The sequence below is a fragment of the Bacillus sp. FSL M7-0558 genome, from assembly GCF_038003245.1.
GTDB classification, from domain to species: Bacteria; Bacillota; Bacilli; order Bacillales; family Bacillaceae; genus Bacillus; species Bacillus pumilus.
In genome coordinates this window covers 1,316,714-1,330,401 of record NZ_JBBOOU010000001.1, presented here as the reverse complement: position 1 = coordinate 1,330,401, position 13,688 = coordinate 1,316,714, and the positions used below count along the sequence as shown (strand labels likewise).

Below are 13,688 nucleotides of genomic sequence, written 5' to 3'. Positions count from 1 at the left end.
AGCAATACAAATACTGTAATGGATTGTTTTACGAATTGTAAAGCAATTTTGAAAAAGGATTGACATGTGAAGCGCAGCTCTGATAATATCTTGAATTAAGAAATGCAAACAGACACGAGACAATGACATATTGATTTCTCTTATCGAGAGTTGGGCGAGGGATTTGGCCTTTTGACCCCAACAGCAACCGACCGTTAATACCACTGTGAAGTGGGGCGCAGCAAGTAAGCGCCAAGACAATTGTCTTATAGGGCACGGTGCTAATTCCATCAGACGTATGTGCTGAGAGATAAGAGAGGCTTTGAGCATACACGCCATCAAGCCTCTTTCTCTCAGGAGAAAGAGGCTTTTTTATATGATTTGGAGGGGAAGCAATTGGTTACACTTACGGCATCATATGAAGAATTAACAGAAAGCTCGGCAGTTGCACTCGCAATTAGACTTGGCTTGATCCAAGAAAGTAGTCATTTGACATGTACGGAAATCGGGGACGGGAATTTAAATTACGTCTTTCATATTTTTGATCATAAACAAGAAAAAGGTTTGATCATCAAGCAGGCACTGCCCTACGCCAAGGTGGTCGGAGAGAGCTGGCCGCTTACATTAGACCGTGCGAGAATCGAAAGTACTGCCCTGATCAAGCAGTCAGAGTATACACCGCACCTCGTACCAGCAGTCTATTATTCAGATACAGCTCTTGCTGTGACGGCAATGGAGGATCTATCACACCTCGAAATCGTCAGAAAAGGGCTAATTGCCGGAAAACAATATCCGCATTTATCCGATCATGTCGGAGAATTTTTAGGAAAAACACTTTTTTACACTTCTGACTTTGCCACAAATCCTAAAATTAAAAAACAATTTGTGAAGCAATTTACGAATCCGGACCTTTGTGACATTACCGAAAAGCTCGTCTTCACAGATCCTTTCTTTGATAGCGGCACAAATGATTTCGAAGAAGAATTAAGAGAAGCTGCCGAAGCGCTTTGGGCAGATCTTGAAGTGCAGGCAAAAGCAGCTGAATTGAAGCGTATTTTCCTGACATCTGCCGAAACACTTGTTCATGGAGATCTTCATACAGGCAGTATTTTTGCAAGTGAGACGGAAACAAAAATCATTGATCCAGAATTCGCTTTTTATGGTCCCTTCGGATTCGATATTGGTCATTTTATCGCTAACCTGTTCCTAAATGCTTTGTCCCGTGAGAATGAACACGATCAGCAGCACCTTTTTGACCATGTCGTCAATGTATGGGCAACCTTCAAAGAAGTGTTCGCAAAAGCTTGGAAAGAAGACAGCATTGAAGCGTTTAGTGTATCAGACAGTTTTTTAGAAACAACCTTTAACCGTATTTTAAAAGAAGCGACAGGCTTTGCAGGCTGTGAACTTGTCCGCCGAACGATTGGCCTTGCTCATGCCGCTGATCTCGATGCGATCCCATCACCATCTAAACGGATTCAGCAGAAAAAAGCAGCACTTACGCTCGGAAAAACATTCATCAAACAATATCATGCAGTGGAAACAGCGTCTGACCTCGTCGCATTATTCCAGCAATCTGTAAAGGAGTGACGGGTTTTGTCTAAAGAATTTGAAGTCCCCCGTTCTGTCGAATGGGAAGAAAACCATATTAACATTTTGAATCAGCAAAAATTACCGGCTGAAACTGAGTTTGAGCATCTATATACAAAAGAAGACGTGTATGATGCCATTGTCACGTTAAAAGTGCGGGGAGCACCTGCCATTGGCATTACAGCAGCTTTTGGACTGGCGCTCAGTGCCCAAGACATTGAGACAGAAGAAATTGATGTGTTTAGACAAGAAGTCATTCAGATAAAAGAATATTTAAACAGTGCTCGTCCAACCGCTGTGAATCTAGCCTGGGCATTAGAGCGATTGTTGCAGCGCATTGATCGTGCAGCTTCGGTCAATGCAGCCAAAACAGACCTTGTCCATGAGGCCATTCAAATTCAAATTGAAGATGAAGAAACATGCAGACAAATCGGTCAAAATGCACTCCAGCTCTTTAAATCGGGTGATCGGATTATGACCATTTGCAATGCAGGCTCCATCGCCACGAGCCGGTACGGAACAGCCCTTGCTCCATTTTATTTAGCCAAAAAGAAAAATCTCGATCTTCACATTTATGCCTGTGAAACACGCCCTGTTCTCCAAGGGGCTAGGCTGACAACATGGGAACTCATGCAAGGCGGCGTAGATGTGACGCTCATTACAGATAACATGGCAGCCCATACGATGAAAGAAAAGCAAATTTCTGCAGTCATTGTTGGAGCTGATCGCATTGCCCGTAATGGAGATGCGGCGAACAAGATTGGCACGTTAAGTCTCGCCATTTTAGCCAAGCATTTTCAAATTCCGTTTTTTATAGCTGCACCGCTTTCTACCTTTGATATCTCAACCAAAAACGGGGCAGATATTCCAATAGAAGAGCGTGACCCGCTGGAAGTAAAGGAATTAAACGGCGTCCAAATTGCACCACCTGATGTTCAGGTATTCAATCCCGCCTTTGATGTCACTCCTCACCATCTCATTTCAGGGATCATTACAGAGAAAGGGATTATCACGTCGAACTATACAGAAGAGATTGATGCTCTGTTCACTGAAGGCATCTCACTCTGATCATAAAAAAAGCGCCGTGTACTTCTTATTTAAGAGCACCGCGCTTTTTTATTTCATTCGTTTTTGCTAAAATTTCTTTTTTCTGTTCTTCTGTCAAAACCTTCATTTTGACACATAGTGATGTGACGGCATACATTTTATTCTTTTTGTCCCAAAACATTCCCTAGCGCCCTCCTTTTTCCCTCAACCAACTTTTTTAGCTTAATAAAAGGATATGTCGCTTGGAAAACATTTGGAACAGGTCAATCGATTTATTTTTGAACAAATGGGATACCTTCTAATTCAAGCAGAACCGCTTTCATATCTGTCTTCGTTCCTGCATAGCCCGTCAGAGAACGGTCTTTTCCAATCACTCTGTGACAGGGAATAAAAATAGGTAATGCATTGCGTCTGTTGGCTTGTCCAATGGCTCTCACAGCCTTTGGGTTACCAATCGCTTTTGCAATGTCTGCATAACTTTTTGATTCACCATACGGAATAGTCGAAAGTGCTTCCCACACTTGCTCTTGAAACGAAGTTCCTTTTTGCTTGAGCGGGAGATCGAATTCTTGGCGCTCACCCTTGAAATATTCATCTAGCTGCTTTTTTGCTTCTTGTAATACAGACGTTTCTTCTTCTTTTAGATTGGCTTCCTGTTTTTTTGCTAAAAACGGCTCATCATCAAACATCACCTCGATGATGGCATCGTCTTTTTCTAGTATGTATAGTGCCCCAATTGGTGCGTGATAGACGGTATAATACACATTAATGCTCTCCTTCTTGTTTCTTCTGCCTCAGTGGCAGCGTGAGATGGAAGACGGTTCCCACCCCTTCCTCACTTTCTACCTCAATGGTTCCTTGATGCTCTTCAATAATTTTATAACTAACCATTAAGCCAAGTCCAGTTCCTCTTTCTTTTGTCGTATAAAATGGTTCCCCTAGACGCCTCAGCTTGTCCTCTGCCATTCCGCACCCTTCATCCCGCAGTGAAATGACAATATGCTCTTCGCCCTTCCGCTGAATGCTCACATAGACATTTCCTTTTCTCGGCATGACTTCAATTGCATTTTTTAAAATGTTAATAAAGACTTGTTTTAATTGGTTTTGTTCACAATAAATGAGGGGAATCTCATCAATCACATTGAGATGCATTTGAACGTTGCCAAGATTCGCCTGTGCGTGCAGCAGATCCATCGTGTCTTTCACAATTTGCACCACATTTTTTTCTTCAAATACGATGGCTTGCGGCTTTGCTAAAATCAAAAATTCGGTGATGATCGATTCAATTCTTTTCAGCTCTGAAGTGATGACATTGAAATAGAGCGAATACTCCCCTTCTATATTTCCTTTTAGCAGCTGAATGAAGCCTTTTAATGCTGTCATCGGGTTTCTAATTTCATGCGCAATTCCAGCGGCAAGCTCTCCGACCACATGAAGGGTATCTGATTTTCTCACCCGTTCTTCTAATTCCTTCCGCTCTGTCACATCTCTAAAGATCGCCAAATTCATATTATGAATGATGTTGCGTTTAAAAGAGAATTCCAATATCCGCTGATCTGGGTGGTTCAGCACAAATGGCACTTCATTGTCCATTTCATCTAATGACATCGCCTGGGCAGGCTGTGCCAAATGTTCAATTTGATAAGGCGCAAGGATATGGAAAAGGTTCATTTCCGTTAAATGATCACTTTTCAATCCTAGTAGCTCGCTTGCGGATGGATTGACTTCGATAATGCGGTATTGGTTATCAAACAGAACAATGCCGTCCATTGATCCATTAAATACTTTACGAAATTTGAGCTCACTTTCGCGCAGCTCCTCCTCCATCCTTTTTCGATCACTCACATTACGTAAAATGGTTAAGTGCTGTCCTTCTAATACCGCATGCTTTGATGTAAACTCGAGCTCTTTAAACTGACCATTTGCCATTCTGAACAAAAGCTCTTCCCTTATTTCGTGATTCCGAATATATCGTCTTCTAGTCGGTCTATATCTCTGATCAGATTTCACGAGAAAGTCTGTGAGTTTTTTGCCAATCAGTGAATGCATAGGCAATTCAAAAATGCGGCAGGCTGATTCATTGGCTCTCACAATCTCTCCATCATCCGCCCATATGATGATCGCATCCATTGCATTTTCAAAAATTTCTCTAAAGCGTTCCTCACTTTTTAACAGCTTTTCTTCCATTAACCTTTTTTCTGTAATATCCCGCATGATCGACATATAAAAACCACTCATCACATTTGATGTAATGGTGAGCTCGAATAATTTGTACTGGCCAGATTGAAGGGTAACGGGAAGTTCTCCCTTGGCTTTCCCTGTTTCTTTAAGTGACGTTAAAAGGTGCTGTAAGGATGGAAGATTTTCTTCGTCGACAAATTCATGTAAATAGCGATCGGTTAAATCAGTCTTTTGCAGCTCAAAGCTCTGACAAAAAGAATGATTCGCATCAATCATGCAGCCATCCTGATCAAAAATGACCATCCCGTCAATGGCTCGGTCAAACAAATCTTTGAACAGCTGCTCATTCATGGAGCGTTCTCGTTCTAATATTTTCTTTGAGGAAATATCTCGCATGACGACAATATATTGCTGATTCATGGTGTCGTGCTCTGCGACAAATTCAATGTATTTTGTTTCACCATTTTCCAGCTGAATGGAGATTTCTCTTTTTAACGTACCTTTTCGAAAAAATAGATCGAGTGAGCATTCAATTTTATCTTTCGGGATGCCGTAAAGGAAATCTAGAACGGATTTATTGAGGAGGTCTTCTTTCGGTGTCTGTACAAGCCTGCATGTTGCTTCATTGGCTTGGATGATGTTGAGGTGCTGATCAAATATAAAAATGGCATCTAACGTCTTATTTAACAGCATTTTTTGCTGCATCAACTCTGTTCGCAAATATTCGTTCTCTTTTTCTAATTTTCTGATATCTTCTGCGCCATCGAGCGTTTCAGTCATTCTCTTACACTCCTTTTCCAGCCTCATTCCTCTACAATATTTCTACAATATTTTCATTGTTCCTTCATTCGACTCATAAAAAAAGATAACTTTTTACACGAAGACTGTCTCATTTATTTCATTTGGATGACAGGATCGAACCTCGATTCTCTTTTCTTACGCTTCTTTTACAGCCGTTCTACAATTTCACATCAAATAGCGAAATGAGCCAAAATGTATTTTAAAATGGGGCAAATACGGGAACAGTGCACTTAGAACATTTATGTTTAAAATCGAGCAGGAAAGGTGATGTTATGGTATCTTCACGAGATAGTTATTTTGATAATGCGAAATTTCTTCTGATTTTTCTAGTTGTTTTTGGTCATTTGTTACGATCATTCATTCATGATAATGATTGGATGCTTTATTTATACAAGTTTATTTATATTTTTCATATGCCTGCCTTTATTTTGGTTTCCGGCTTCTTTGCAAAAGGGTTTAGAAAGCCAGGTTTTATGAAAAAAGTTGCTATTAAGCTGATCATCCCATATTTCATTTTTCAGGTGATCTATTCCGTTTACTATTATCTCTTGCAGGATCAAAGCATGGCCAATTTAAATCCAATTGATCCGCAATGGTCTTTATGGTTTTTAATTAGTTTATTCTTTTGGAATTTGCTGCTCATTCCTTTTTCTAAACTGCCATTTCACTGGGCGATGATCGTCAGTTTGTCGATTGCGTTACTTGTCGGTTACGTGGACAGTATTAGCAATACGCTGAGCTTATCGCGTACGTTTGTCTTTTTGCCGATGTTTTTAGCTGGCTTCTATTTAAAAAAGCAGCATTTTGAATTCATCCGTACAAGTAAAGGAAAGCTGTCAGCACTTCTTGTATTAATGGCTGTATTCTTGTTTTGCTATTTCTATGAATTTGATTATTCCTTCTTATTTGGATCACAGTCATATGCTTCTCTAGGTGATGAGGGAGTGATTGCGGCAATGAAACGAATGGCATGGTATCTGCTTGCATTCGGCGCTACATTCAGCTTCTTTGCTTTAGTGCCAACACGCCGTTTCTTCTTTACAAAATGGGGCACAAGAACGTTATATGTGTATTTATTACATGGCTTTGTAATTAAGCTGCTTAGAACGACTTGGTTTGATGACTGGGCCCTGAATGCAGCAAGTGTGCTCATGTTATTGCTGCTGACCATTCTGTTAACCTTTAGCCTGTCTAGCACCTTTGTTAAAACCGTTGCACAGCCAGTGATTGAGCTCAAAATGACCAATCTCATGCGTACAATCACCGGCAGGCAGGGCAGTTATAGCAAATAAAAAACGATCCCGCGCGGATCGTTTTTTCTATTTTTCATTCATGTGTCCATTGTGACATTCAGCATCTTTCTTAGGCTTTACAAGCGTATCAATCCATTTGCTGCTGTTGATATCTCCAAGCTCACTACCAAATTCCTCTTCTAAGATATCTGGGTCCATTGGCTTTTTATGGTCTTTCATGTCCTTGCTTTTTACATGCTTCTTAGTCACGAGATCCTCCCCCTTGTTTCCCTTTATGAGAATTTCGGTTTGCTTGACGATCTCTTGAATGTTCATCAAATTGCGTTTTTCCTTGATCATGTGCCATGCTTTCTGTCGGTGTCATATTATTTGTCAGTGCTTCATTTTTCGCTGCTTTTCTTTTCATCTGAAATCAGTCCTTTTTTGACATATTTAGTTCTTCTCTTAATTGGTCTAGAAGTTCCTTCATTTGTTTGACCGTCACCGGCTTTTCCTCTGGCTTTAACTCATAGCCGATTTGTCCATTGGCTTCTAGGGTGGCTTTTTTGAGACTGCTGATGTCTGTAATGCCTTGCTGCTTTAAGCGCATTTTGAATTCATCCCTTGTGAGCCGCGTTTTCTTAAGTTTGTGATCAAGCATTTCTCCATCCTGCAAAATGACCACAGATTTCCCTGAAACCAATTTTTCAAAGAAATCAGATTGGATAGACAATTTTTCCATGATGACGAGTGCAATGATAAATGTAGCGGCGGCATAAATCGTTTCAAGTAAATTGTGCTCAATAAAGGGTTGGATAATAATCGATCCGATTGAAATCATGATCACTGTTTGTTGAACAGTTAATTGACTAATGGATTTAGGCCCTGCTATTCTCAGCAGCAAGGTACCAACTAGCAGCATGACAATTGCTTTCCATATTACATCCAGCACGTCTCGTTCACCTCTTACCTATAGATTGCGAACATCCCATGTGATTTAGCCAGTTAGATAATGGAAATAAAAAAACAGCATTCGCTCGGAATGCTGTTTAGCCGATGATGACGCGCTCTTTCGGATAATGATAATTCGCTTCGCTTTCTCTTCGGCCAATTAAATATAAGAAGCTTGGAATGCCGATCCGTCCAATAAACATGACGACCATAATGATACATTTACCGAACACCGTAAGGTCCGAGGTGATTCCTAGCGATAGCCCTGTTGTTCCGAATGCAGAGCAAACTTCAAATAAATTTTCTAGAAGTGTATTATGCTCGGATAATGATAACAGGAACGTAGCGCCAAACACCAAAATAAAGGCCATCATCGTCACCATCAAGGATTTGTTAATATCCGCTTGATGAAGCTCTCTTTTGAAAATTTTAATGGACTTATTTCCCCTAGCAAAATGAAACAGTGCGAGTAAATTAAGGGCAAACGTAGTTGTTCGAATTCCGCCTCCCACAGAGCTTGGGGAAGCCCCGATAAACATAAGCATACATAGAAATAAAAGGGTCGGTTCTGTCAGCTGGGTAATATCTAATGTTGTCAAACCCCCACTTCTTGTTGCGGTCGATTGGAAAAAAGAATAAAACAAGATTTCGTGCCAGCTTTTCCCTAGGAAGCTGAACCCGGCTTCAAGTGCATATATGCCAATCGCTCCAACAACGACAAGACCGCCAAACGTAATCGTTGTGATTTTTGTAAACAATGAAAACGATGCGTGCTTTCGGTCCTGATTAAATAAATAATCCTTTACTTCGACGAGCACAGGAAAGCCAATCGCTCCAAAGATGATCAGCAGCATCGTAATAAATTGGACAAAATAATCATCCTTGTAAGGGATGAGCGAGTTCCCTGTAATATCGAACCCCCCATTGGTGGTCGCACTAATACTTGAGAAGAAGCCATGCAAGAATGCTCCTTGCACATCGTAATATTTGAGAAAATACATGCTTAAAATCAGACCGCCTAAAAACTCAATGAGCAAAATTAAATATAAGACCTGCTTCATTAATTTCACAATACCTGATAAATTGCTCTGGTTTTGATCTGCCATGATGAGCTTTCTTTCTTTAATCCCAATCCTTTTTCGCATGACAATCCACACAAAGGTACCGAGCGTCATAATGCCGATACCTCCGATTTGCAGGACAAACGCAAGGATCCACATACCTGCCACACTAAATGTTTGCGAGGTATCAACGACAGTGAGTCCTGTGACACTTACCGCACTCACCGCCGTAAATAAAGCATCAATAAATGTCCATTTCACTCCCTCTTGATGAGCCACTGGGAGGCTGAGAAGAATAAGTGATACGGTTACAGCAAGAAAATAATAGAGGGCAATCAGCTGAAATGCTGACAGCCGGTCAATTAGCTTTTTGATAGGATTCATTGTCATTCCTTCTTTTATCTATCTTTTCGAATACTTTATCATTTTAATGAAAAGAGACATGATTTTAAAGATATTTTATGCTTTATTTTCTTTTTCATCAAAAAGAAAAAGACATCCTGTTGCAGAATGTCTTTTCGTCTTTCTTATTTTGCTTCTAGTCTTCTGATTCTTTCGTTTAAATCAGGGTGTGTTGAGAAAAGAGAAGCTTTTCGTTTACCACTGATTTTAAGCGTAGCAACTGCTGTTTGATCATCATCTTTGATTCTTGACGTATACGCCTCAAGTGAGCGAAGCGCATGAACCATTTTATCTTTACCGGCAAGGTCAGCTCCGCCGCGGTCTGCATGGAATTCACGGTGTCTAGAATATGCAAACACGACAAGGCTTCCTAGGACAGAGAAAATGATTTGGAAAACAATCACTGCAATAAAATGAACAATCGGAACAAGCTCTTCACGCGAAACAAAGCGGCTTGCGATCCATGCCGCAATTCTTGAAAGGAAGACAACGAACGTGTTGACGATCCCTTGAAGCAGCGTCATTGTCACCATATCACCGTTCGCAACGTGAGCAACTTCATGAGCGATTACACCTTCAACTGCTGCATCATCCATTTCATGAAGCAATCCAGTTGAAACGGCAACAAGTGATCTTCTCTTAGAAGGACCTGTCGCAAAAGCATTTACTTCAGATGATTGATAAATACCAACCTCAGGCATTTTAGAAAGGCCTGCTGCTCTTGATAATCTGTGCACGCGATCAACAAGCTGCTGCTCATCATATGTTAATGAATCCTTTTCAGGGTTTAACACACGCACACCCATCATCATTTTTGCCATCCAGCGAGACATCGCAAGTGACATGAACGAGCCAACAAAACCAACAACTGCACTGAATACTAGCAGTGCCACCAAATTAATTCCACCGTCTGCTCCTATATAAGAACCAACACCAGTTGCTGCACTAATAACCGACAGTACAATACCAATCGTAGTGATAACAAGAATGTTCGTTAATATAAACAGAAATATTCTTTTACCCATACATAACCTCCGCTGTCATATTAAGTTCATTTGAACTTATTAATAAAATTATAAAAATAAACGTCTCAAATTGCAAGGAAAAAGGAATCATTCCTTCTGTTTATCATAACGGCTTAAGCCCCGTCACTTCAATATTTACGACTTTGCCACAGCTGAAAAGTGAACAAATTGTGACGCCGCGTTCTGTATTTTAGTTTATTTTGCATTTTCATCAAAAAGAGATTATGATGTTGAATTAGATCAATAATCACGTTTTTGACGTACAAATGAGGTGGAACATGGTGACTTTTAAATTAACGAGAATTGACATGACGAGACTTCTATATTCTCTAAAAGGAGAGGGAGATCTGACTCCGCTTCAGCTTTTGAATCTATCTGTAAAGGGCGATAAGGATCATGAATATGATGATTTAAAGATCCCTTCGTTTTTTGAGAAGCTCGAACGGCGGAAGCAAAAATCAGAGCACGGTCTTTCTACAAATGAAATTGTTGAGCTTGGCAACTTGTGTGAGCTAACGTCTCTTAAATCGACGGCGATTCAAAATTGGATCAAGCGTGATATTAAAGATATGATTGGTCATCCAGAGCTTGGCAAGAAGTACTCCATTGATCAGGTCGTTATTTTATTAATTGTCAGGGATTTAAAATCAGTTTTTGACTTTGATGCCATTCGCATGATCTTATCTGCCTTATTTAACACGATCACAGATCGAACAGATGATGTTATTAGTCCAATCCGTTTTTATGAAGCATATGCGCACGTCCTAGATTTTATTTATCACCATACACATTTTCCGTTAAAGGAAACAAATTTACGAGAAATGACTGAGGAGCAGACCGACATGCTCCATGAAGAGTTTACAGAATTAACGAAGAATCAATGGAATTTGATTAAAGGCATTATCAGTTCTACCGTCTTCTCTGTGTTCACTTCCCACTTGCAAAGTACAGCGCAAGAAATGATGTTTAATACGCTACAGGCAGCTAAATAAGGATAAAAGAAAACCGAGGTGATGAGGTCACCACGGTTTTTTTGTGCAGCAATTGCCAGCATAATTGTACGCCGTTTTCTTCAAAATAAGAAGGCGCAACAAACATGAGGTGAAAGGAGGAATATGGACATGGCAAATCGAAATCAGCTTCTTGTTCCTGGAGTAGAACAAGCATTAGATCAATTTAAATACGAGATCGCTCAAGAATTTGGCGTGACTCTCGGTTCAGATACAGTCGCACGTGCAAATGGTTCTGTTGGCGGTGAAATTACAAAACGACTCGTTCAACAGGCTCAATCACAAATGGGCAATCAATCTAAATAAAAACATGGTGAAATACGCCGGAGCTATTCTGGCGTTTTTTTATTGTTCATATGTGTGCTCAAACCGGTTTTTACGATACGGGGACGGTGCACCTTTTCCCTGCTTCTTCATATGGTCTTTTTTTCGTTCAGCGGACGGCTGTTTCTGATCCCTGTCGTTTTTTTTTGCGTGCTTTTCAGCACCACCACGTGATGTGCCGTTTGGATTCCTTTTATCATCAGGTTCCGTTGAGTGATTTTTTTTTTGTTCTTTATCGATAGAACGTTCCTTTTCTTCCTTTATTTGATTGTCTTTGCTTTTATCATCAGGTTTTGTTTGGTGTGGCTTTTGAATAGATCCTTGCTCTTCCCTCTCTTGATCCTTCTGCTCTTTGTCTTCAGCTTCAGGAGCCTCTTGATCTGGCTTCATCTCTTCGCTATCGTCTGTCTTGACGTCTTCTTGTTTGTCTTTGTCTGCTTGATCTTCATCATCTTTTTTAGGCTCTTCTTCTTTGACAGCATCACTCTCTGCTGCGTCTTCATCCTTTTGAATGCCTTCTTGTTCTTTGTCTTGGATTTCTTGATTTCTGATATATGTGCCTGTTGAAATGCCTGCCTTTTGAGCTTTTTCTCTTGTTTCCAGGTCACTTTCTACAGTTTCTAGCTTGTAATCGCGCTTTTGATATTCACCAGAGATGGTGTTAATTTTACTTTTGACGTTGGTTTTATATGTATGGTCCTGCTTGTTTTCATAAACCGTAGAAATATAAATACTCTTAGAGTGGTTCACATAACCTTTTTTATCACAGTCATCTATGATTTCCTGCACAACTTTGGTCATGTCGTTTTTTTCTAAATCCTTCATACTGGCCAGTACTTGTTTCGCATCTTTATTCAGTGGTGTGACACCGATCACTTGATAATTGTGATCAAGCTTCAGTTCAAAGCTTGGATTAATGTCAATCGTCATATATGCATATGCTTTTTGACTTGAGAAAGATGGCATCATAGTAAAAATCACGACAATAATCGCTGCGATTGATAGGATTCCTGCATTTAATGGCCGTAAACGAAGCAAGTCAAAAAAACCGGCTTTTTTTCTTTCGAGACGTGATTCATTCGGAAATGTCACTTCTTGACCGATTTCATAATCTTGCTGTTCATATTTTGTCCGCAGAAATTGTCCATCAGGGGTCAGCAGCGTGACATATTTTTTGTTTTTCTCTACTATAATGCCTCTTCTCATGAATTAAGCACCCCTTTAAGGTAATCTTTCAAATACACATAATCACCCGTCATAATGATCGCCATCGCAATGATATATTTTCTATTTCTCTCAATCGTTTTGCGGCTGACTTCCACTAGCTTTTCAAGCTGTTTGACTGGCAATTGTTTTTTCTGAAATAAAATGGTTCTGAGCTCATCGTGTTCAACGAGTGTGTGAGCTACTTTAATGGCATTTTGCCTTGCATCTGCATGCTTGGGTGAATGTTCAAGCAGCTCTTGAAACGTGAGACCGTATACTTTCAATCGTTCTTTAAAATGTTCAATTTCTTCTCTTCTGTGTTCTTGTTCAATTAAACGTCTATATTCGTTTGTAGACAGCTCTGCTTCAATCATGCTTTGAGAGTACTCGCCATTTTCACTTTCTTGCAGGTCCATTTGAACCGTTGGCGCATTTCTCGCTTCTTTTCGAATATAGTCGATCACTTTTCTTTTAATAATTAATTCCGCGAAAGCAAGGAGTGAGTTTCCTTTTTCGGCAGAGTATTTTTCTATCGCTTCATTAAAGGCAATTAAGCCTATGCTGAATTCATCATCTTTTTCATCTATATATCGTTTACAAACGGATGAAACCGTCTTAGCGACAAATGGTTTGTATTGCTCTATTAATGCATTTTGCAGCTCGATATCACCTTGTTGAATACTGATAGCCGACTGCTCTAATGTTTGCTTTTTCTTTCCTTTTTTAAACAAAAGGCTAAGCAATGGTTTCACCTCAGTTCTCCCTATATTACTCATTTATGATAGCTAATTTATGAGGGAAGCGCAAAGGAAGAAATGAGGAATTCATTTCCTGTTACCCAATTATGACATGTATATCATCATCTACTTTACAATGTTT

15 protein-coding genes and 1 riboswitch are annotated in these 13,688 nt (G+C 40.0%); of the genes, 5 read left to right on the top strand and 10 right to left on the bottom strand.

Translation table 11 applies throughout. The features are described 5' to 3' along the window. Positions 1 to 137 precede the first annotated feature (137 nt). Positions 138 to 296: riboswitch (SAM riboswitch) on the top strand. A 79-nt stretch (positions 297 to 375) separates the two neighbouring features. Together mtnK and mtnA are read left to right on the top strand one after the other, a co-directional pair. After that, positions 376 to 1,569 (top strand): S-methyl-5-thioribose kinase, encoded by a 1,194-nt coding sequence (gene mtnK / locus MHB79_RS06565; RefSeq protein ID WP_339161928.1) that lies wholly within the window; start codon positions 376 to 378, stop codon positions 1,567 to 1,569. A gap of 6 nt (positions 1,570 to 1,575) precedes the next feature. Continuing rightward, positions 1,576 to 2,637: an S-methyl-5-thioribose-1-phosphate isomerase gene (gene mtnA, locus MHB79_RS06560; RefSeq protein WP_050945174.1), complete on the top strand. Its 1,062-nt coding sequence runs from the start codon at positions 1,576 to 1,578 to the stop codon at positions 2,635 to 2,637. Positions 2,638 to 2,662: 25 nt separating this feature from the next. On the opposite strand, the gene MHB79_RS06555 is transcribed toward mtnA, so the two are convergent. From MHB79_RS06555 to MHB79_RS06545, 3 genes are all read right to left on the bottom strand, one after another. Then, positions 2,663 to 2,797 carry a hypothetical protein gene (locus MHB79_RS06555; protein WP_003211599.1) on the bottom strand — a complete coding sequence of 45 codons (135 nt, stop codon included), beginning with the start codon at positions 2,795 to 2,797 and terminating at the stop codon, positions 2,663 to 2,665. A gap of 91 nt (positions 2,798 to 2,888) precedes the next feature. Next, entirely contained in the window at positions 2,889 to 3,380 is a 492-nt protein-coding gene (locus MHB79_RS06550; RefSeq protein ID WP_340989360.1) for a methylated-DNA--[protein]-cysteine S-methyltransferase, read from the bottom strand. A 1-nt stretch (position 3,381) separates the two neighbouring features. Continuing rightward, positions 3,382 to 5,577, bottom strand: coding sequence for a PAS domain-containing sensor histidine kinase (locus MHB79_RS06545; protein WP_050945176.1), 2,196 nt, complete (start codon positions 5,575 to 5,577; stop codon positions 3,382 to 3,384). Positions 5,578 to 5,870: 293 nt separating this feature from the next. Between MHB79_RS06545 and MHB79_RS06540 the strand changes: the two genes are divergently transcribed. Beyond that, a complete protein-coding gene (locus MHB79_RS06540) occupies positions 5,871 to 6,890 on the top strand; it encodes an acyltransferase family protein (protein WP_340989358.1) in 1,020 nt (339 codons plus the stop codon). 27 nt (positions 6,891 to 6,917) lie between these two features. On the opposite strand, the gene MHB79_RS06535 is transcribed toward MHB79_RS06540, so the two are convergent. From MHB79_RS06535 to htpX, 5 genes are all read right to left on the bottom strand, one after another. Next, positions 6,918 to 7,100 carry a hypothetical protein gene (locus tag MHB79_RS06535; RefSeq protein ID WP_003211111.1) on the bottom strand — a complete coding sequence of 61 codons (183 nt, stop codon included), beginning with the start codon at positions 7,098 to 7,100 and terminating at the stop codon, positions 6,918 to 6,920. Beyond that, positions 7,093 to 7,257: a hypothetical protein gene (locus MHB79_RS06530; RefSeq protein WP_095117787.1), complete on the bottom strand. Its 165-nt coding sequence runs from the start codon at positions 7,255 to 7,257 to the stop codon at positions 7,093 to 7,095. Before MHB79_RS06530 ends, MHB79_RS06535 begins: the two co-directional genes overlap by 8 nt. Before the next feature lie 6 nt (positions 7,258 to 7,263). Beyond that, a complete protein-coding gene (locus MHB79_RS06525) occupies positions 7,264 to 7,782 on the bottom strand; it encodes a DUF421 domain-containing protein (RefSeq protein WP_003211987.1) in 519 nt (172 codons plus the stop codon). A gap of 97 nt (positions 7,783 to 7,879) precedes the next feature. After that, positions 7,880 to 9,226: a TrkH family potassium uptake protein gene (locus MHB79_RS06520; RefSeq protein WP_003211513.1), complete on the bottom strand. Its 1,347-nt coding sequence runs from the start codon at positions 9,224 to 9,226 to the stop codon at positions 7,880 to 7,882. A gap of 143 nt (positions 9,227 to 9,369) precedes the next feature. Next, positions 9,370 to 10,269, bottom strand: a complete 900-nt coding sequence (htpX, locus tag MHB79_RS06515) for a protease HtpX (RefSeq protein WP_003212518.1) — start codon at positions 10,267 to 10,269, stop codon at positions 9,370 to 9,372. Positions 10,270 to 10,547: 278 nt separating this feature from the next. Between htpX and MHB79_RS06510 the strand changes: the two genes are divergently transcribed. Continuing rightward, complete coding sequence (locus MHB79_RS06510) at positions 10,548 to 11,261, top strand: DUF1836 domain-containing protein (protein ID WP_335365036.1); 714 nt, start codon at positions 10,548 to 10,550, stop codon at positions 11,259 to 11,261. A 129-nt stretch (positions 11,262 to 11,390) separates the two neighbouring features. Next, positions 11,391 to 11,585, top strand: a complete 195-nt coding sequence (locus MHB79_RS06505) for an alpha/beta-type small acid-soluble spore protein (protein WP_003211343.1) — start codon at positions 11,391 to 11,393, stop codon at positions 11,583 to 11,585. Positions 11,586 to 11,624: 39 nt separating this feature from the next. On the opposite strand, the gene MHB79_RS06500 is transcribed toward MHB79_RS06505, so the two are convergent. Both MHB79_RS06500 and sigI read right to left on the bottom strand, forming a co-directional pair. Then, on the bottom strand, positions 11,625 to 12,809 hold the full coding sequence (locus MHB79_RS06500; RefSeq protein WP_340989355.1) for an anti-sigma factor domain-containing protein: 1,185 nt from the start codon (positions 12,807 to 12,809) through the stop codon (positions 11,625 to 11,627). Continuing rightward, positions 12,806 to 13,561, bottom strand: coding sequence for an RNA polymerase sigma factor SigI (gene sigI, locus MHB79_RS06495; protein WP_034662939.1), 756 nt, complete (start codon positions 13,559 to 13,561; stop codon positions 12,806 to 12,808). Before sigI ends, MHB79_RS06500 begins: the two co-directional genes overlap by 4 nt. Positions 13,562 to 13,688: the final 127 nt, after the last annotated feature.

What these genes read in the sequence shown, in the direction of transcription:
- MHB79_RS06555 (WP_003211599.1), bottom strand. Translation starts at nt 2,797, where the DNA reads ATGTTTTGGGACAAAAAGAATAAAATGTATGCCGTCACATCACTATGT.
- MHB79_RS06545 (WP_050945176.1), bottom strand. Translation starts at nt 5,577, where the DNA reads ATGACTGAAACGCTCGATGGCGCAGAAGATATCAGAAAATTAGAAAAA.
- MHB79_RS06540 (WP_340989358.1), top strand. Translation starts at nt 5,871, where the DNA reads ATGGTATCTTCACGAGATAGTTATTTTGATAATGCGAAATTTCTTCTG.
- MHB79_RS06530 (WP_095117787.1), bottom strand. Translation starts at nt 7,257, where the DNA reads ATGAAAAGAAAAGCAGCGAAAAATGAAGCACTGACAAATAATATGACA.
- MHB79_RS06520 (WP_003211513.1), bottom strand. Translation starts at nt 9,226, where the DNA reads ATGAATCCTATCAAAAAGCTAATTGACCGGCTGTCAGCATTTCAGCTG.
- htpX (WP_003212518.1), bottom strand. Translation starts at nt 10,269, where the DNA reads ATGGGTAAAAGAATATTTCTGTTTATATTAACGAACATTCTTGTTATC.
- MHB79_RS06510 (WP_335365036.1), top strand. Translation starts at nt 10,548, where the DNA reads ATGGTGACTTTTAAATTAACGAGAATTGACATGACGAGACTTCTATAT.
- MHB79_RS06505 (WP_003211343.1), top strand. Translation starts at nt 11,391, where the DNA reads ATGGCAAATCGAAATCAGCTTCTTGTTCCTGGAGTAGAACAAGCATTA.
- MHB79_RS06500 (WP_340989355.1), bottom strand. Translation starts at nt 12,809, where the DNA reads ATGAGAAGAGGCATTATAGTAGAGAAAAACAAAAAATATGTCACGCTG.